16 protein-coding genes are annotated in these 18,139 nt (G+C 63.6%); 4 read left to right on the top strand and 12 right to left on the bottom strand.

Features of this window, described 5'->3' with window-relative positions; translation table 11 throughout:
* Positions 1-4 precede the first annotated feature (4 nt).
* From GR158_RS10390 to GR158_RS10375, 4 genes are all read right to left on the bottom strand, one after another.
* Positions 5-835 (bottom strand): ABC transporter permease, encoded by an 831-nt coding sequence (locus GR158_RS10390; protein WP_160871033.1) that lies wholly within the window; start codon positions 833-835, stop codon positions 5-7.
* Positions 828-1,484, bottom strand: a complete 657-nt coding sequence (locus GR158_RS10385; protein WP_371731638.1) for an ABC transporter permease — start codon at positions 1,482-1,484, stop codon at positions 828-830. The genes GR158_RS10390 and GR158_RS10385 overlap by 8 nt, the downstream gene beginning before the upstream one ends.
* Before the next feature lie 128 nt (positions 1,485-1,612).
* Entirely contained in the window at positions 1,613-2,392 is a 780-nt protein-coding gene (locus GR158_RS10380; protein WP_160871031.1) for a transporter substrate-binding domain-containing protein, read from the bottom strand.
* A 22-nt stretch (positions 2,393-2,414) separates the two neighbouring features.
* Positions 2,415-3,176 (bottom strand): ABC transporter ATP-binding protein, encoded by a 762-nt coding sequence (locus tag GR158_RS10375; RefSeq protein ID WP_305851971.1) that lies wholly within the window; start codon positions 3,174-3,176, stop codon positions 2,415-2,417.
* A gap of 121 nt (positions 3,177-3,297) precedes the next feature.
* Between GR158_RS10375 and GR158_RS10370 the strand changes: the two genes are divergently transcribed.
* Positions 3,298-4,209 carry a LysR substrate-binding domain-containing protein gene (locus GR158_RS10370; protein WP_134650138.1) on the top strand — a complete coding sequence of 304 codons (912 nt, stop codon included), beginning with the start codon at positions 3,298-3,300 and terminating at the stop codon, positions 4,207-4,209.
* A gap of 12 nt (positions 4,210-4,221) precedes the next feature.
* Here GR158_RS10370 and GR158_RS10365 read toward each other — a convergent pair whose 3' ends face one another.
* From GR158_RS10365 to GR158_RS10330, 8 genes are all read right to left on the bottom strand, one after another.
* The gene (locus GR158_RS10365) at positions 4,222-4,902 is read right to left on the bottom strand and encodes a DUF2161 domain-containing phosphodiesterase (protein ID WP_160871030.1); all 681 of its coding nucleotides are present in this window, start codon (positions 4,900-4,902) and stop codon (positions 4,222-4,224) included.
* A gap of 99 nt (positions 4,903-5,001) precedes the next feature.
* A complete protein-coding gene (locus GR158_RS10360) occupies positions 5,002-6,552 on the bottom strand; it encodes a hydantoinase/oxoprolinase N-terminal domain-containing protein (RefSeq protein ID WP_160871029.1) in 1,551 nt (516 codons plus the stop codon).
* On the bottom strand, positions 6,549-7,631 hold the full coding sequence (locus GR158_RS10355; protein WP_160871028.1) for a DUF917 domain-containing protein: 1,083 nt from the start codon (positions 7,629-7,631) through the stop codon (positions 6,549-6,551). The genes GR158_RS10360 and GR158_RS10355 overlap by 4 nt, the downstream gene beginning before the upstream one ends.
* Positions 7,632-7,660: 29 nt before the next feature.
* Positions 7,661-8,740, bottom strand: a complete 1,080-nt coding sequence (locus tag GR158_RS10350) for an ABC transporter ATP-binding protein (protein WP_160871027.1) — start codon at positions 8,738-8,740, stop codon at positions 7,661-7,663.
* Positions 8,737-9,564 (bottom strand): ABC transporter permease, encoded by an 828-nt coding sequence (locus tag GR158_RS10345; RefSeq protein WP_160871026.1) that lies wholly within the window; start codon positions 9,562-9,564, stop codon positions 8,737-8,739. Before GR158_RS10345 ends, GR158_RS10350 begins: the two co-directional genes overlap by 4 nt.
* On the bottom strand, positions 9,561-10,463 hold the full coding sequence (locus GR158_RS10340; protein ID WP_160871025.1) for an ABC transporter permease: 903 nt from the start codon (positions 10,461-10,463) through the stop codon (positions 9,561-9,563). Before GR158_RS10340 ends, GR158_RS10345 begins: the two co-directional genes overlap by 4 nt.
* On the bottom strand, positions 10,463-11,194 hold the full coding sequence (locus GR158_RS10335) for an aspartate/glutamate racemase family protein (RefSeq protein ID WP_160871024.1): 732 nt from the start codon (positions 11,192-11,194) through the stop codon (positions 10,463-10,465). The genes GR158_RS10340 and GR158_RS10335 overlap by 1 nt, the downstream gene beginning before the upstream one ends.
* Before the next feature lie 26 nt (positions 11,195-11,220).
* Entirely contained in the window at positions 11,221-12,351 is a 1,131-nt protein-coding gene (locus tag GR158_RS10330) for a PotD/PotF family extracellular solute-binding protein (protein ID WP_160871023.1), read from the bottom strand.
* 146 nt (positions 12,352-12,497) lie between these two features.
* On the opposite strand from GR158_RS10330, the gene GR158_RS25315 reads away from it, so the two are divergent.
* The 3 genes from GR158_RS25315 to GR158_RS10315 all read left to right on the top strand — a co-directional run bounded on the left by GR158_RS25315 (position 12,498) and on the right by GR158_RS10315 (position 18,112).
* Complete coding sequence (locus tag GR158_RS25315) at positions 12,498-13,574, top strand: LuxR C-terminal-related transcriptional regulator (RefSeq protein WP_246665613.1); 1,077 nt, start codon at positions 12,498-12,500, stop codon at positions 13,572-13,574.
* Between the two features lie 109 nt (positions 13,575-13,683).
* Positions 13,684-15,006, top strand: coding sequence for an amidase (locus GR158_RS10320; protein WP_160871022.1), 1,323 nt, complete (start codon positions 13,684-13,686; stop codon positions 15,004-15,006).
* A 124-nt stretch (positions 15,007-15,130) separates the two neighbouring features.
* The gene (locus GR158_RS10315) at positions 15,131-18,112 is read left to right on the top strand and encodes an autotransporter domain-containing protein (RefSeq protein ID WP_160871021.1); all 2,982 of its coding nucleotides are present in this window, start codon (positions 15,131-15,133) and stop codon (positions 18,110-18,112) included.
* Positions 18,113-18,139 lie beyond the last annotated feature (27 nt).

Here is an 18,139-nt window from a genome sequence, read left to right as displayed (position 1 = left end):
GAAATCAGGATTTTGACAAAGCGGTGTTGTCCTGGCCCTGTCCGGAGAGCCGGGCAAAAACCTTGGTGATGACCACCGCCATGAGAATGTAGATGGCGGAAATGAGAAGAAGAGGCTCGTAGGTCAGGTATGTCTGCTGACGCACCTGGGCTGCCACCGAATAAACGTCGATGACCGTGATCGTCGCCACCAGCGGCGTCGCCTTGAGCTGGAGGATCGTCTCGCCGGCAAGCGTCGGCATTGCGCGCTTGAAGGCCTGCGGCAGCCAGATGCGGCGAAACATCAGCAAACCGGACATGCCGTAGGCCCTGGCCGCATCGAGTTGGCCTTTCGGCACGCCCTTGAACGCCCCGCGAAAGACTTCACCCTCATACGCGGCATAGGAAAGGGTGAGGCCCAGGAATGCATAGGGCCACGCTTGCCGCAGGATCGGCCAGAGTGCGGAGTCCCGGATCCAGGGAAACTGCGGGAACAGCGATCCAAGGCCATAATAGAGCAGCCAGAGCTGAAGGAGCAGTGGCGTTCCGCGAATGACGGTGCAGAAGGCGCGCGCGGGCAGGGCAAGCCATTTCGGGCCGACGACCTGTACGAGGCCGATGGGAATTGCCAGCAGCATGCCGAGCGAACTGGTGACGACCACCAGAAGCACGGTCATGCCCAGGCCGCGCAGCAACAAGGGATAATAGGTTTCGAGCCAGTCCCAGCGCATTTGCAGCGCCGCATAGGTGCCGAAGAGAATGGCAGCGATAACGGGCGTCAGCGTTCCGGCATCCAGCCACCGGCGCCGTGTGCCGGCCCGCGCTTCACGGGCGGTCGCATCCAGCGCGCTAGACATGGGCCATGCCCCTTGTTGCCCGCGCCTCCAGACGGCGCGAGAGCAGATTGGAGATCATCGTGGCGAGCAGATACATGCAGCCCGCCGCGAAGAAGAAGGTAAAATAGGCCTTAGTGGTGCCGGCCGCCTGACGGGTGACTTGCGTCAGTTCGCCAAATCCGAGCACTGCGAGCAGCGCCGTGTCCTTCATCGCGATCAGCCAGAGGTTGGAAAGTCCCGGCAGCGCGAAGGGCAGCATCGCAGGAAGCGTGATACGACGAAGGGCCAGCCAGGACGACATGCCGTAGGCTTGTGCCGCTTCGATCTGGCCGCGCGGCACCGAAAGAATGGCGCCGCGGATGACCTCGGTGGAGTAGGCGCCCTGGACGACGCCCAGCACGACAATGCCGGCAATCGCGCCGTTGAAATCGATCTTCGCCTGGCCCAAGGCCGTCAGAACACCGTTGATCAGATCGGCGCCGGCGAAATAGACGACGAGGATCAGCACCAGCTCGGGCACCGAGCGGACGATCGTTGTGTAGAGGTCGAGGGCCTGGCGCGTCACCGCCCCGCCGGAGAGCTTGCCCAGCGCGCCGGCTATGCCGATCAAGAGCCCGAGGCCGAAGGCGCCGAGCGCGATGGTGAGGGAGCGTGCCAGGCCGACGAGCATGGCGCTTCCCCACCCTCCCGTCGTCAGCAGCGCGATGCTGCCGGCGGCGGGAGACCAGATCATGTCGAACAGTTCTTTAATCGTCGTTCTCCAGCAACGTCGGTGAAAACGCGAACCGGCCCTTGGCCTCAGTCGCCGCCGTAGATGTCGAAGTCGAAGTACTTCTTGGTGATGGCGTCATAGGTGCCGTTCTTGCGAATGGCCGCGATGGCGTCATTGACCTTCGCCTTGAGCGCATCATCACCCTTGCGCAGGCCGACGCCATAACCCTCTCCGAGCGTCGACGGATCGCGCTTGAGAACCCCCTTGGATTCGCAGCATTCCGCGCCGGACGCCGACTTGAGGAACTCGTTCATGGCGACCACGCCGTCGATCGCGACATCGATGCGGCCGGCGGCGAGATCCTGATAGACCTCGTCCTGCGTGTTGTAGCCCCTGATCTCCGATGCGTTCGCACCGAAATTCTTTTCGGCATAGGCCTGCTGGCCAGTCGAGACCTGCACGCCGATGATCTTGCCGTCCATGCTCTCGGGCGTCGTGTCGACGGTGGCCGACTTGGCCGCGACGACGACTGTCGGGACCTCGTAGTACTTGTTGGAAAAATCGATGACCTTGCGGCGCTCGTCGTTGATGCGCATCGAGTTCATGATCATGTCGATCTTGCCGCCCAGCAGCGCTGGAATGATACCCTCCCAGGCGACCGGAGCGCGCTCGCAATCGAGCTTGGCCTCGGCGCAGACGGCATCGATGATCTCGACTTCCCAGCCCGTCCAGTTGCCGTTCGCATCCGCGACCCAGAAGGGCGGGTAGGCTTCCGGCGCAAAGCCGACGCGCGTCTTTTCGGCATGCGCCGTGCTACTCATGGCAAGCAGGGCGCCGGCCATCATTCCGAGCACATATTTTTTCATGTCATTCCCCTTTTTTGGACTGTTAATGGAAGCTGCCCAGAAACCGGGCGAGGCGCTCGGATTTGGGATTGCCGAAGACCTCCGCCGGTGGTCCGGCTTCCTCGACGAGGCCGCCATGCAGGAACAGGACCTGGTTGGAAACGTCGCGCGCGAAGGACATTTCGTGGGTAACGAGGATCATCGTCCTGCCTTCCTCGGCAAGCTCGCGGATGACCCTCAGCACCTCGCCGACGAGTTCGGGATCGAGCGCGGAGGTCGGCTCATCGAACAGCATGGCAAGCGGCTGCACCGCCAAGGCCCGGGCAATGGCGCCGCGCTGCTGCTGGCCGCCCGAGAGAAAGGCCGGATAGACATCGCGCTTGTCGTAGAGGCCGACGCGTTCAAGCAGCCGCAGCCCCTCGTCGACCGCCTGCTTGCGGTCCACGCCCAGCACGTGAACCGGCGCCTCGATGACGTTTTCAAGGAGCGTCATGTGGTTCCACAAATTGAAGCTCTGGAACACCATGGCAAGCCGCGCGCGGATGCGGCGCATCTGCGCCTTCGACGCCGGCTCCCTGTTGCCGTGGCCATCGGGTTTGAAGGCGATCGCCTCGCCATCGACCCGGATCTCGCCACCGGTCGGATGCTCCAGACAGTTGAGACAGCGAAGAAAGGTCGACTTGCCCGATCCGCTTCCACCGATCAGCGAAATCACATCGCCCTTGTTGGCCGTCAGGCTGACGCCGCGCAGGACTTCGAGGTTGCCGAACGTCTTGCGAATACCGTCCGCGTGAAGCATTTCCATCTTCAACCCTCTCCCGGCCAGCTGGATATCCTGCAAACAGGATTTGACTGTCGAATAGAGCTAGTCCAAAGAAGACGGGCTGTGACTAGCAAAAAAACTCACATTTGGATGAATTCAGCTCATGCGAGACATGCGTCGCTTCATCCCTTCGGGGAACCTGCTCTACGTGTTCGACGCCGCCGCACGGCTGCAGAGTTTCACGAAAGCTTCAGAGGAACTGAACGTCACGCCGGCGGCCATCAGCCATGCGATACGACAGCTCGAAACGGGACTGGGCGCTTCACTTTTTCACCGCAAGCACCGCCAGTTGCAGCTGACGGATGACGGCGAAAAGCTTTTTCGGTCGGTGGAAAGCGGGCTCGACCAGATCGAACGCACGGCGATCGAGATCCATTCGACGGCGGCGTCCGACATCAAGGTCTATGCCTCGATCACCGTGGGCACCTACTGGCTTTTGCCGAGGATATCGACCTATCCCAGCCACGATGCGCGCATCGAGATGCAGCTCTACAATTCCGACAAGAAACTCGATCTGCCGGCGGACGGCGTGTCGATGGCGATCACCAATGGACGGGTGGACTGGCAGGGCTATGAGGTCCTGCCCTTCACGGCGGAAACGATGTTTCCGGTCTGCAGCCCCGGTTATCTCGAAAAGCACGGGCCTCTGTCATCGCTTGCGGATCTGCCGGCCCATAATCTCCTCCATCTCGATAGCCATTATCACGAAGGCGCGACATGGCGGGAATTCCTTGGCCATTACGGCCTGAACTACACGCTGCCGGGCGGCGTCTCGACATTCAACAACTACATCCTGGTGGTTCATGCCGTGCTGTCAGGCGTGGGGATCGGCCTCGGGTGGCAGCATTCGGTCGGCGACCTCGTCGCCAGCGGCGCCCTGGTGCGCCCGCTGAAGGAAGCCCAGACCACCACGAACGATTTCTTCCTCGTCTACCGCAAGGGACGCCCCCTGACGCCGCGCGCCGCGGGCGTGCGCGACTGGCTCCTCGGACTAGGGTCGCTCAAGGCGTCCTAGCGCGGTGGGCTTTCATGTGGGATTGTCTGTCGTTGAGGCAATGCTGTCCCGCGGCCATCGCTGAAGGGCCTCCCGGCCCGCTTCGGTGAGGCCGTAGACGCCGCGGTCGAGCCGTTCGAACCAGCCATAGACATTGGACAGCAGGATCTTTCCGGCATCCGGCGTGCCCGCCCTGACGTCGCGCACCCGCATCGGGCCGGATGCCAGGGCCGTGGCGCAATCGAGCGCCTGCTGGCGGTAGGCCGTCATCAGCGGCGTGCGCGTGCTCCCACCCAGCGCCGGGTCGCCGCGTCGTTTCTGATGTTCGCGCATGAGCCTGGAGCGACGCTTCGGGTTGGTCCGCGGCATCGGCGACACGGAGCCGACGATGATACTGACCTCGCCGGTGTCCGAAAGGCCGAGCATGCCGATGCCAAGCCGGCGGCAGAGATCGCGATAGCGCTTGTCCGCCTCGCGGCCCCTGCCCTTGGCCGAGACCCGCGCCGCGATCCAGACCTCGTCCGCCGCGGCCGCGCGATCGACGGCCTGAAGGATGAGCTCCAGATTGAAGCTCATCTTCAGCTCGCAGACCACGACAACAGGCGGATCGCCCTCGCTCAAACCGACAAGGTCGCATCCCCCGATTTCGCCCTTGACGGTATAACCTGCCTTTTCGAGAAAGCCTTTGACCGGCAGATAAAGCGACGTTTCCATGGGCCCGCGGAATTCATTGGGAATCGGGCCATATCTACATCGATCCGCCCGCATGCGACAGCCACTATCGTCACTGTCGAGGCCGGTTGTCCGGGCCCCTTAGACGCGCGAACCCGATAGAGCCAGATCGCCGACGACTTTCACGCGCACCCGCAGCGGATTGCCCGGAATGTAGGACAACGGCACGTCTTCGACATCGAGCAGCTCGATGCTCTCAGGATTTGCGCCCGCCGTCGCCGCGCGGGCGTCGGCGATCTCGCGGGCCTCGTTGATGGCTTCCTCGCGGGAGACACCGTAGAAAACCTGATCGCACTCCCCGCTCACCTGCGCCATCGCGGCACCGATAGCATTGGCGACGCCGGCGTGCTCCACCTTGATGATCCTCGCGACACCAGGCAGGCTGTCCGGCACCAGCGCGGCACCACCGCCAACAGCGATGACGGGAATATCGGCCGCGCTCGTCTTCATGCGGTCGACGAGATCGGCGAGACGGCTCCGGATCCACGCTTCGACATGAGCGGCAAGGTGGTCCGATACGTCTGCGACCAGGTCCGCATTGCCGAACGCCATGCGTCCGATGCGGACAGCAATGTCCGTCAGGGTCAGCGTATCGCCGCCCCGCACGCGCGCCTTCTCGGAAATGCGGTAACCGACGCTGGTGGGCCCGATCTTTCGCGTCTCGGGATCGATGATCGTGCCACCGCCGAGCGCGACCGCGATCACGTCCGGCATGCGGAAGAACGTGGCCACGCCCCCGATATCCACCCGTGAATTGGCCTCCCGGGGGAAGCCGCCCACGAGCATGCCGGCATCGGTGGTCGTGCCGCCGACATCGAGCACGATCGCCTCGTCCAGCCCTGAGAGCATCCGCGCGCCGCGCATGCTGTTCGTCGGGCCTGAGGCAAAGCAGAGCACGGGATAACGCGCCGCATGCGCGGCCTCCATCACCGTGCCGTCGTTCTGCGTGAGGTAGAGCGGCGCCGTCAGGCCGCTGTCGGCGATGGCCGCCTCGAACGCCGCGACCGTCTGGCGGGCGAGCGCATGCAGCGCGCTGTTGAGGATGGTGGCGTTCTCCCGCTCGATCAGCCCGATACGTCCCAGCTCGCTCGACAGCGTGACCGTCACGTCGGGAGCGACATCCGCCAGGATGGCGGCGGCCTCTTCCTCGCAAGCCGCCGTCAGCGGTGAGAAGACAGCGGTGATCGCTGCGGCGCCGACGCCGCTGTCGCGGATCTCCTGCGCGATCTTTCGCATGTGCTCGCGGTCGAACTCGACGATCTTGCGGCCGTCGAATTCGTGTCCGCCGCGGATCAGGAAGACCGGTCCCTCCACGGCGACACGCAGGTCCTCCGGCCATGCCTGCATCGGCACGATGCTGTGGGCGGCCGGCAGGCCGATGCGGATGACGGCAACCCTCGACAGGCCGCGCCGCTCGATCACCGCATTGGTGAAATGCGTGGTGCCGATCATGATGGCATCGACGCCTGCGCCCTTCCCGTCGCGACCTTCCAGAATATGGTTCAGCGCCGCCTTGATACCGCTTGTCACATCGGCAGTGGTGGCGGTCTTGATCGACCGGAGAATGCGCTCGCCTTCCAACAGGACGGCATCCGTGTTGGTGCCGCCGACATCGATGCCGATCCGTTTCATGGCGCCGTCTCCGTGAAGGGCTGATAGTCGAAGTCGAAACCGAAGGCGCGCGGGCCGACCACGGCGAGGCCTTCCGGGCTGGTCATGATAGCATCGGCCGGCAGGGCGACCACTTTCACCCGCTGCCCGTAGCGCAGAACCTCGGTGCCGACGGCTTCTGCGCTTTCCTCGTCAAGGACCGTGATGAGGTCTGGAACGCAGGCGACGCGCACGCCATCGAGCCATGCCGCGGAGAATTCGTTCTGGAAGTCTATCTCCAGCTGGCGGCCTTCGAACAGGCCGTTGCCGCTCACGACGGCCCGCCCGCGCACGAACCCATCCGTCGTGCGCCTGGACACGTCGTGCACCTTGCCTGAGAAGAGGAGTTTGCCCTTCTCCACATCGAGCACGGCCTCGACCGGATCGGTGCCCGACCGCTTCGCCACCAGAACGGCATTGCCGATGCCGAGTGCGCGGCCGATGGAATTGAGAATGGCGTGGTCCTTGATTTCCCGGCCCGTGCGCGGCGCCGCACACGTGCCGGCGATCGAGCCGAGTTCGACGACGATCTTGCGGCCGATCCGCTCGATGCGGGTGGCGTTTTCCGCTTCCGGGATCAGCACGGCATTGTCTCGCACGTCGGCGATGGCAAAGGGTGCGACCGGGAGGCCGCGGATGGCGAAGCTTGCCATCTGCGCCTCGGGGAACGCCCGGCCCATCGTATCGGCATCGACGACCGGCAGGCCAAGTTCCATCGCAACGAGCAAGGCAAAGAAGGCGTTCTCACCACCGATCTCGATGGACATGATGGCATCGAAGGGTTTGCCGCAATGGGCTTCCATCAGGCGAACGGCCTTGCAGATCGCCACGGGCTCAGGCAGCCGTTCCTTCGTGACGAGCGGCGCGCCCATGATGCAGACGACCGCGACACGCGCATCGTCGGCCAGCTCCTGCGGATCGAGGATCGTCACCCGCTTGCCGCGCCGGTAGTCTGCTTCCGCGCACATCAGCTCCAGATGGGGATGGTTGCCGCCACCGGTTCCCAGGACACCGGCACCGATCGCCAGCGCCTCCAGTTCGTCGAATTCGAGTTCACGCATTCTTTGGTCCATTCGTGGGGGCGGTAAGATCAGCGGGCGACCAGCCAGGACAGCGACCCGTCCCAGTGAAACAGCACAGTCGACCCGCGTTCGGGCGGCGGCTTGAGGCCCTGTTCGTGCGCGACGAACAGCGAGCCGTCGGCTAGACGCCCGACAATCTGCTGCACGGCGCCGGAAAACAGCACTTCCGTCACCATAGCCTCGATGGCCGGACCCGGCACCTGGCCGCCGAGTGCCGACGTGGCAACGCATTCGGGACGCACGACCAGCGAGACCTTGTCGCCGATGGCGCGGTCCTTCACGGCGTCCGACGCGATGCCGCTCAGGGGCAGCCCACGGAAAAGCAGGGCACCAGCCGGCCCGACTTCGGCATCGATCAGGTTGGCGCCGCCGACGAAATCCGCAACGAAGCGCGTGGCCGGCCGGCGATAAAGGGTCTCGGGATCGGCGAACTGCTCGACGCTGCCCGCGTTCATGACGGCGATACGGTCGGAAAGCGTCAGCGCCTCTTCCTGGTCATGGGTGACGGCGACAAAGGTCAGCCCGAGCTCACGGTGGATCTTCTTCAGCTCGGCCTGCATCTGCTTGCGCAGTTTCATGTCCAGCGCGCCAAGCGGCTCATCGAGCAGCAAGACGGATGGCCGCACCACGAGCGCGCGCCCCAGCGCCACGCGCTGCGCCTGGCCACCCGAAATCTCGCTGACGCGCCGCCCGCCGTAGCCGCTCAGGTTGATCAGCGCGAGCATCTCATCGACGCGGCGTGCGATTTCCGCACGTTCGACCTTGCGCATCCGCAGGCCGAAGGCGATGTTTTCGGCGATCGTGCGGTGCGGGAACAGCGCATAGTCCTGGAAGACCATCGCGGTATCGCGCTTGTAGGGCGCAAGCCCCACCACCGACTTTCCACCGATCCGCACATCGCCCGTCGTCGGCTCGGCAAAACCGCTGATCATGCGCAGCAGCGTGGATTTCCCGCAGCCGCTCGGGCCCAGAATGGTCACGAACTCGCCGTCGCGCACGTCCATGGACACGCCGCGGATTGCGGTGGTCTCGCCATAGGACTTGGTGATGGCGTCGATCTCGACGGCCGGAGGCTTGGTATTGGTCATGAGGTCTGTACTTTGCTGGTGAGACGCGTCTGACGGATGACCCAGAGCTGTGAAACGAGGCTGATGGCGAGCGTCACCAGAATGATGACCGAGGAGAGCGCGTAGACCTTCGGCGAAATCACCTGCCGTAGCGAGGTCCAGATGGTGATCGGCAGCGTTTCGGTGAAGCCGGCGACGAACCAGGCCACGACGAATTCCCCGAAGGCATCGGTGAAGGCAAGCATGAACACCGATATCAGGGCCGGTCGCACCAGAGGCAGGATGACCTCGCGGAACACGACCAGTTCGCTTGCGCCAAGGTTCATCGCGGCCTCGATATAGCTGCGCCGGAAACCGAGGAAGCGGGAATAGAGGATAAGCGTCGCGTAGCTCGATGTGATCGTGGTGTGGGCGAGAATGATCGCCGGCTCGCCCACGAGATCAGGGGCCGAGCGCAGCAGGATGACCAGACCGAGCCCCAGCACGAGTTGCGGCAGGACGACCGGCCCCAGAACCATGGCCATGACGAGAGATTTGAAGCGGATCGGAAGCCACGCCAGCACCATGGCGGCCGGCATGGCCAGCAGCGTCGAGAGAATGGCCGAGACGACGGCCAGCCTCAGGCTGGTCAGGAGCGATCCTGTCAGCTTCTGGTCCCGCAGGGCTTCGACGAACCATCCCGTCGTCAGCGTGTCGAGCGGCAGGCCGGGGATCGGCTTGGCATCGAAGGCGAAGAGCACGATGACGGCGATCGGAAGATACAGGAACAGGTAGATCAGCACCGCATAGAGGCTGAGCAGCGCGAAGCCGCCCCTCTCCTGCAACGACGTGGAACGTGCGCTCATAGCTTTTCCCCGCTTGCCTTGCGGAACCATTTCATCGACACGGCCAGCAGCGCGAAGACGATGACCAGCATGACGATCGAGATGGCCGCACCCGCGGGCCAGTCGAGCCGGCGCTGGAACTGGTCCTGGATGACCTGCGACATCATCAATTGCTTGCCGCCGCCAAGCAGCGCCGGCGTCACGAACTCGCCGAGACCGAAGATGAAGCAGAACACCGCGCCGACGATCAGCCCGGGCAGCGACAGAGGAAACGTCACTTCCCAGAAGGCGCGCATCGGCCCGGCGTTCAGGTCCTTCGCGGCCGCGATCCAGTTGTCCTCGATGGCATCGATCGAGGCATAGAGCGGCAGCACGTAAAGCGGCAGATAGGCATAGACGAGGCCGATGGACGTCGCGACCGGCGAATAGAGCAGGAAGCCGAGCGGCTGGTCGATCAGCCCGATCGACAGCAGCGACTGGTTGATGACGCCGTTCTCGCCGAGCAGAAGCCGCCAGGCCGCAACGCGCATGACGATGCTGATCCAGAACGGCGCGATGACCGCGATCAGCAGCAGACCCTTGAGCCGCCCGGCTTTCTTGGCGATGAAATACGCGATCGGATAGGCCAGCACTGCACAGGCAATCGTCACGAAAGCCGCTGTCTGCACGGACAGAAGGAGCGCACGCCACATCGCGCCGTTGGTGAAGACCGCGATATAGTTGGCGAAAGTGAAATCCGGCACCATGCGGTAGCTGCGTGTGCGCCAGAAACTGATCACCAAAAGCAGGATGACGGGGACGACGAAGAAGACGAACTGCCAGAGCATGAGCGGCGCAATGCCCGCAGCTGCAAACCGTCGCCGGCGCTTCTCGGCCGATCCGGCACCGGCCTGCATCATCGTCCGACCCGCGCTTGCCATCACGCGAACTCGTATTCGCGACGATCGAAGGCCGGGCGCGGATAAGCCATCTTGGAATGGCTCAAGCCGGTCGCGACCATGGCACGAGCGAAATGGAGCGCAACCTTGCCCGGATCGATAACCGGGATATAGGCGCCGAAATGCGCCTTGAGGGCGTCTTCGATGGTGATCGCCATATCGAAGCCGGTGCCTGTGCAGCCCATGACGAAGGCCTCGGCGCCGTCACGCTCGACGCTGTCGATGCATTCCGCCACGATGTGGGCGACATGGCTTTCGTTGAGATCCATGACGCTCGCATCCGCCGAGCGCACCGAGGCGAGGTTCGACGACAGGCCGTAATGGGAAACCGTGCGGCGGATCAACGAGAAGAACGGCTTCTCCGTGATCACCACGGTAAAGCGCGTCGAGAGCATGGCGGCCATGTGCAGCGCCGCCTCGCCCTCCCCGACGACCGGAATGGACACCAGTTCGCGCGCGCCGACGAGGCCAGGATCGGTGAAACAGGCGATGGTGCAGGCGTCGACGCCATCGGCCTCGGCCTCTTGCGCCAGCTTCATCACCTCGGGCGCGGCCAGCGTCGAATCGAAGCCGCATTCGATGGAGTTGGTGCCGCGCCTGAGCGGCACGGCCGAGATTGTCACCCCGTCGCCTGCGAAGGATCGATACTCCTTCTCGGCCTTCCCAACCAGTTCGTCGCTATCGAGAACCGGGACGATCACACGGATATGCATGGCAAATTCCCTTATGCGCCGTCTGTTCAGCCGGCCTTGAATGTCTGCCAGGCATCGGCCCAGGCCATGTCGTCGACGGGCGCCTGGCTCATCGTGCATTTGGAAACCCATTCCTCCATCATGTCGAGGCCAAGCGCCTTGACCTGATCGGCGGTGAGCAGATCCTTGACCTTGGAATTGGTGACCGCGAACTTGTCGGCCCCCCATGCCATCTGTTTCATGGCCTTGGCGCTCGTCATGTAGTCGATATAGGCCAGGGCAGACGCAAGGTGCTCCGTGCCGCGCACGATCTGAAGCGTTTCCATCCACATCGCGCCGCCCTGCTTGGGAATGGCGAGATCGACATTGCCGCCGGACAGGCGGGCCGTCGTGCGCACGTTGTCGCTCGACGAACCCCAGACCATCCAGGCCTCGCGGTTGGCCAGGTCTGTCTTGACCGTACCCATGTCGCTCTGCAGGGCACGCATGTTCGGACGGAAGGCGATCATCTTGTCGAGGATCTTCTGCAGATCGTCGCCGGTCGCGGTTTCCGGCGTCTCCATGCCCAGCCATTTGCCGGTCATCCAGAGATAGAGTTCCGGCCAGTCGATGATCTCCACCCGGCCCTTCAGCGAAGGATCCCATGCAAGCTCTGCGTCGAGTGCGGCTTCCGCGGAGATCTTGTCGGGCCAGTAGACGAAGCCGTTCACGCCGAAACGGGTCGGGATGGCGTAAACCTGACCGTCATACATGGTCTCGGGCCGATTGCGGAACATCGGCATGGTCTCTTCGATCGAGGCAAGCTTGGCCGTCTCGATGGGCAGGGTCAGGCCCGCTTCCGCGAACTTCGAGGTCCAGACAGCGTCCGGGTTGATGACGTCGAACTTAACCGTGCCGGCCTGTACGAGGCTGAGCTGGGCACCGTTGCTCTCGGCTTCCTTGACGTTGAGCTCGACGCCGGTGAGCTCGGTGAAGCCCTTCATCAATTCGGGATCATTGTAGCCGGACCATGCCAGCACGTTGAGCGGGCCCGTCAGCTTCTGCTCGTTCGCGAAAGCGGGCCTGGTCAGGTCGACCTGCGAGGCGATGGTCGCGAACAGTGCGGCATTGGCACCGTGACGCAGGAGCTCCCGGCGCGAGAGGTTGAACGGCTTTGCGCGCTTGCTGTCATCGATCATCTGGACATTCCCCTGAGCTGGCGCCTTTTGGCGACCTTAATTGATTAGAAATCGCGCACTCACAATAGACAATTGCCCATTCCGGTATCCATAGTGACCGCAGTCACCGCCCGTCGCCCGGGTGGCGTGCCTGTGCAGGAGCCGGCATGAAAATTGCGTCGATGGATGAAACACCGCTGAAAGACCCGTTCATGTCCAAGAGCATGCCCCTATCGACAGCGTCCGGCCTGCCCCAGGGTTTCGGCGCATTGATGGCCGCCGCGCTTCGCAATCTCGGTCATCCCAACTTCTACGAAAGCATGGTCGAATTCGTGCGGCAGATGATCCCGTGCGACCTCTGGATCATCGCCCGTTACGATGCGCTGAGCAAACCGCTGATCGTCTCCGAAAACGGCATGAACGTGAACGCCAAGGCGCTGTATTCCGACAGGATGTGGCAGCGCGATCCGCTCTCCAAGAGAACGGACCAGGCCGATGCGCGGGTGTTCAGCCTGGGCCAACTGCGCAGCAACGGTACCCTCGACAGGGTCTATGCCCGCTATGTCGATTCCACGCTCGGCATCGAGGATGAGCTGGCTTTGCTCTTTCCGATCAGCGACGGAAGCTTTCTCGCTCTTTGCCTCGACCGGCAGGGCAATCTCTTCTCGCAGGAGGAACTGGCGCTGGCGCGCGAGTTGCAGACCATGCTGGTGGAGATGCACAACCAGCATATCCTGCGTGCGATCGATCGTCAGGTTTCGCTGTTCCTGCATCACAACACCAGCGGCAAGCCCGAAGTCATGATCATGAACGCCAACAACACGGTGCTCTACCAGTCGGATACCTGGTCGCTCGCCGCCGCCCAGGCCTTCGACCGGGAGCCCCAGCCGGCGGAAATCGGTTCCGTCCGCATCGCCGAAACGTCCGGCCGCGATGGCTGGTCGCTGACACGGCTGAATGACGACTGCCCAGACGCGATCCTGGCCGGCGCCGAGGTCTATCTGCTCCGACGCAATAGCTTCGGGCTCGACGAGCGCCTCTCCCATTTCGCGCGCGTTCATCAGCTGACCCAGCGGCAACAGGAAATTCTCGCCCTTTCCTTGAAGGGATATTCCAACGCCGCGATCGCCGCGCAGCTCAACATCACCACCGGCGGTGTCAAGAACCACAAGCTCAGGCTTTACGAGAAGCTGGACATCACCACCGAACGCGAGCTGATCTCGGCCGTGCTCTCCCATCTGTGACCCCGCATCCGCGGTATCATGTGGCCGCTGGTGACTGCGGGCATCATTGCCTATCGATGTCTGCCATGCCGATCTGCGCGTCGAACGCAATCATCGGAAGCGACGCGCGATGACCATCGACACAGCATTCCTCTCGGTCGGCGAACTGGCGGCCGGCTACAGGTCCGGCGCCTTCACGCCGCTCGATGCCTGCCGCCAGGCGCAGGACCGGCTTGCCCGCTTGGAACCTGATCTCAACGCCTTCATCGAGCCGATGACCACGGAGGTTCTCGACCAGGCGAAGCGGTTGATGGAGGAGCTGCGGCAGGGGCGGGACCGCGGGCCGCTGCATGGCATCCCGGTCGCAATCAAGGACATCATCGACGTCGCCGATGTCAGGACGACCTTTGCCACAAAGGCCGTGCCGCCGCGGCATGCCGCGCGCGATGCCGAATGCGTGGCGCGCCTGCGCGCGGCCGGTGCGATCCTCTTCGGCAAGACCAACCTCTTGGAATTCGCCGCCGGCGTGGCGCATCCTGCTTTCGGCCAGACGAACAATCCGCACGATCCAAACCGCACGGCCGGCGGATCGAGCGGTGGATCGGCGGCGGCCGTTGCCGCCGGCATCGTGCCCCTGGCGCTTGGGACGGATACCGGCGGCTCCGTCCGGGCTCCTGCCGCCTATTGCGGCGTCATCGGCTTCAAGCCGAGCTTTGCGGCCTTATCTCTGGACGGCGTCTATCCGCTTTCTCCCTCTCTCGATCACCTCGGCCTGTTTGCCCGAAGCAGCGCCGACGCAAGCATCGCCCTTTCCGTCCTCAACCCCGGCGTGGCCCCCGCCCGCCCGAGTCCGAAGCCGTTGCGCCTCGGGATCGTTGGGAACCAATGGAACCATCGCGCCGTGCAGGCCGATGTGCGCGCCGCCCTTGATGCGGCACGCCTGTCGCTCGAGCGGGCCGGCGTGGCGCTGACAGAAATCCAGCTTCCCGATCCTGCCGAGATGGCGACCGCCCTGCTTGATATCCTGATGCCGGAAGCGGCCGTCATCCACAGGACGACGATGGCCAAGAGGGCGGACGGCTTTGCGCCGGGAACACGCGATCTCCTTGAGACCGGAATGACGGTACCGGCAACGCGCTATATCGAAGCCATCGAAAAACAGCGCCGCTGGTTCGGCGCATTCGAAAGCGTGATGGCCGATCTCGATGCCGTGATCGCCCCGACCGTGCCATTCACGGCGCCAGACACGGACCCTGCCCTCTCGACGGAAGGGGATGACGAGATCATCTCGCTGACGCACGCCAACCTGACGGGCGCTCCCAGCGTTTCCTTGCCTGTGCGCAACCAAGGCGCCATGCCCGTAGGGCTTATGGTGACTGCCGCACGCAATCGCGACAGCGATCTGCTGTCGATCTGCGAGACCATCGAAGGAATCCTCTCGCACACGGCCTGAAACGGCGATCGACGGACCCGGCGGCGCTTCCTGGCCATGACTTTTACCGCTCGTTAACCATGATTGCTTAGGGATTGTTATCTATCCGCCGATGGATGGCGGCGCTACAAGCATCGGCGGCCCCATGAAACGTCAACCGCTCCAGGCCTATTCCCGACGTATCGGCTTGTTCACGGCACTGGCATCCGTCGCCCTGGTCACGCCGTCCCACGCCCAGTCGGTCTGGTCCGGCAGCACGAACAACGAGTTCAGCACCGGATCGAACTGGACCCCGTCCCCGCCAGGCGAGAACGACACGGCCGAGGTCGATACCGGCTCGCCCCAGGTCACCGACAGTGCCACGGTCGGAAAGCTCGACATCGATGGCGGCAATGTCACGATCAGCAACACCGGCAGCCTGACCGTCAAGAACGACACGACGATCCAGTCCGGCAGCCTCGGCATCAATGCCGATGGCGTGATGAATTCGAATGTCGAGCTCAATGACGGCAGCCTGTTCATTGACGGCACTCTCAATGGGAAGCTGACCCTCAACAAGGGCAACGTCTCCGTCAACGGCGCGCTCGGCAGCGCCGCCGTCGGCGACACGACGGCGCTGACCAACAACGGCACGGTCGGCGATGTCTCGGTGTCCTCGGGCGGCACCTTCACCAACAACAATGGCGCATCCGCCGGCACGCTGACGAATGCGGGAACCGCGAGCAATGCCGGCACGCTCGACGCACTGAACAACACGGCCGGCACGTTCACGAACGATGGCGAGATCACCGGAAACGTCAGGGCGACCGGCGGGACGGTGACGAACAATTTCGTGATTACCGATGCCGATGTCGCCGCCGCCGCGATCTTCATCAACAACTCCAATGGTATCGCTGGGAATGTGCGCAACGCCGGCACTGCGTCGAATGCGGGCAGCATCGCCTCCCTCCGAAACGATGCGGGCTCCTTCACCAACAACAACGACGGCGAGGTCACGGGCGGAACGACCGTGACCGGCGGCGGCGTGACCAACAACGGAACGCTCGACGATGTCGTCGTGGGTTCGGGCGGCGTCTTCACCAATGCCAGCAATGCAACGGCGAGCGCGGTCACCAATGCCGGCAATGCGTCCAACGCCGGAACCATCGCCTCCCTGACCAACACGGCGGGAAGCTTCACCAACAACACCGACGGCGAGATTACCGGACAGACCAGGATCACCGGCGGAACGGTGACCAACAACTTCATCATCACCGATGCCGACGTCGCGGCGGCCGCTGCCTTCGTCAACAATACGAATGCACAGGCCGGCGCCATCAGGAATTCCGGCAGCGTCACGAATGCCGGAACGATCGCCTCCGTCCGCAACGATGCCGGCACCTTCACCAACAACAGCGGCGGGGAAGTGACGGGCACGACATCCGTGAACGGCGGCACGGTCATCAACAATGCCACGCTGGCGGACGTCAATATCGCCGCCCAAGGCACCTTCACCAACAACAACAGCGGCAGGACAGGCGCCGTCGTCAATGCGGGCATCGCCTCCAACGACGGCATCGTCGCCGGGCTCGCCAACAGCGGCGGCACATTCACGAATACGGGCGAAATCGCCGGGGCGGTCCAAATCACCGGCGGCGCGCTCGTCAACCATGGCACGGTGGACGGCACGATCGATGTTTTCGATGGCGGCCTGCTGTCCGGCACCGGAATTGTGGGCGGCATTACGGTGAATTCAGGCGGCGTGCTCTCGCCAGGACCCGGAATAGCCACGCTGACCGTCGACGGAGACCTGCGGTTTGGCACAGGCTCGTTCTACGATGTCGATATCACCGGCGCGGGCAGCGCCGACAGGGTGGACGTTGCCGGCGCCCTCACCATCGATGGCGGCACGGTGCGTTTGAACAATGCCGGCGGCACCTACGGTCTGACGACCCGCTACACAATCCTGACGGCGGACAGCGTCACGGGTCGTTTCGGCACCATCGAGAGCGATTTCGCCTTCCTTTCGCCGACACTCGTCTACAGCGCAAAGCAGGTGAACGTCGATCTCGACCGCAACGATGTCCGCTTCTCCGACGTTGCGCAGACCGGCAACGACCGCGCCACGGCAGCGGCCGTCGAAGCGCTGGGCGCTTCGAACCCGCTCTTCCTCTCCGTGCTGCCACTCGATGTCACGACCGCTGCGAACGCCTTTGCGCAGTTGAACGGCGAGGTGCACGCCTCCCTGCAAAGCCAGCTCCTATTGGAAAGCCGCTTTCCCCGCGAGGCGGTGCTCGATCGCGCGGGTTTCCTGATCAGCGACCGGCACATGCCGGATGATGGCGTTTCCTTCTGGAGCTCAGGCGCGCTTGCGGAAAACCACTTTTCGGCCGACGGCAATGCCAGAGGCGTGGACAGCCGGTTCACAGGCGGCATCGTCGGAGGCGATCTGGCTGTCGCCGACGACTGGCGTCTGGGCGGTCTCGTCGGTTATAGCCGTCTCTCCGTGCAGCCACAGGCGGATGCCGACACCTATCATGTCGGCGTCTACGCCGCCGGCTCGGTCGGGTCTGTCAACCTCACGGGAGGGGCAATTTACAGCCGCAACGCGATATCAACCCGACGCACGATCGCATTCAGCAATTTCGAAGATCGCGTCGAAGCCGATTATGACAGCGATAGCCTGCAGGCCTTCGCCGAGATGTCCGCCGATATGGACCTGTCGGCTGTCAGGCTCCAGCCCTTCGCCAACCTCGCCTATGTCAATCTCGATACCGATGCTTTCGGCGAAACGGGCGGGGCGGCCGCATTGACAGCCGGCAGCGGCTCAAGCGATCTGGTCATATCCACCATCGGTGCGCGCTTTTCGGCGGACCTGCCGGCCTACGACATTCCGGTAACCCTGACAGGAACGCTCGGCTGGCAGCATGCGGCCGGCGATCTGTCGCCACCCGCGACCCTTGCCTTTTCCGGCGGGTCACCTTTCATCCTGAAAGGCGTGTCCCTGCCCCGCGACGCCGCCGTCGTGAAAGCCGGCGTTACCGCAAGGCTCTCGAAATCGGCTCGCCTTACGCTCAGCTATTCAGGCGCGTTCGCCAATGGCCTGCATTCCCACACCGCCCAGGCAAACCTGCTCGTGAACTTCTAGTTTGCGATGGCATCGCCTCAATGCGGA

The sequence above is a fragment of the Shinella sp. AETb1-6 genome (genome assembly GCF_009826875.1).
Classification (GTDB): Bacteria; Pseudomonadota; Alphaproteobacteria; order Rhizobiales; family Rhizobiaceae; genus Shinella; species Shinella sumterensis.
This window is presented reverse-complemented; position numbering and strand designations above follow the sequence as displayed.

Coding starts and splice junctions, on each gene's coding strand:
- GR158_RS10390 (WP_160871033.1), bottom strand. CDS start 835: ATGTCTAGCGCGCTGGATGCGACCGCCCGTGAAGCGCGGGCCGGCACA.
- GR158_RS10385 (WP_371731638.1), bottom strand. CDS start 1,484: ATGCTCGTCGGCCTGGCACGCTCCCTCACCATCGCGCTCGGCGCCTTC.
- GR158_RS10380 (WP_160871031.1), bottom strand. CDS start 2,392: ATGAAAAAATATGTGCTCGGAATGATGGCCGGCGCCCTGCTTGCCATG.
- GR158_RS10375 (WP_305851971.1), bottom strand. CDS start 3,176: ATGGAAATGCTTCACGCGGACGGTATTCGCAAGACGTTCGGCAACCTC.
- GR158_RS10370 (WP_134650138.1), top strand. CDS start 3,298: ATGCGAGACATGCGTCGCTTCATCCCTTCGGGGAACCTGCTCTACGTG.
- GR158_RS10365 (WP_160871030.1), bottom strand. CDS start 4,902: ATGGAAACGTCGCTTTATCTGCCGGTCAAAGGCTTTCTCGAAAAGGCA.
- GR158_RS10360 (WP_160871029.1), bottom strand. CDS start 6,552: ATGAAACGGATCGGCATCGATGTCGGCGGCACCAACACGGATGCCGTC.
- GR158_RS10355 (WP_160871028.1), bottom strand. CDS start 7,631: ATGCGTGAACTCGAATTCGACGAACTGGAGGCGCTGGCGATCGGTGCC.
- GR158_RS10350 (WP_160871027.1), bottom strand. CDS start 8,740: ATGACCAATACCAAGCCTCCGGCCGTCGAGATCGACGCCATCACCAAG.
- GR158_RS10345 (WP_160871026.1), bottom strand. CDS start 9,564: ATGAGCGCACGTTCCACGTCGTTGCAGGAGAGGGGCGGCTTCGCGCTG.
- GR158_RS10340 (WP_160871025.1), bottom strand. CDS start 10,463: ATGGCAAGCGCGGGTCGGACGATGATGCAGGCCGGTGCCGGATCGGCC.
- GR158_RS10335 (WP_160871024.1), bottom strand. CDS start 11,194: ATGCATATCCGTGTGATCGTCCCGGTTCTCGATAGCGACGAACTGGTT.
- GR158_RS10330 (WP_160871023.1), bottom strand. CDS start 12,351: ATGATCGATGACAGCAAGCGCGCAAAGCCGTTCAACCTCTCGCGCCGG.
- GR158_RS25315 (WP_246665613.1), top strand. CDS start 12,498: ATGAAAATTGCGTCGATGGATGAAACACCGCTGAAAGACCCGTTCATG.
- GR158_RS10320 (WP_160871022.1), top strand. CDS start 13,684: ATGACCATCGACACAGCATTCCTCTCGGTCGGCGAACTGGCGGCCGGC.
- GR158_RS10315 (WP_160871021.1), top strand. CDS start 15,131: ATGAAACGTCAACCGCTCCAGGCCTATTCCCGACGTATCGGCTTGTTC.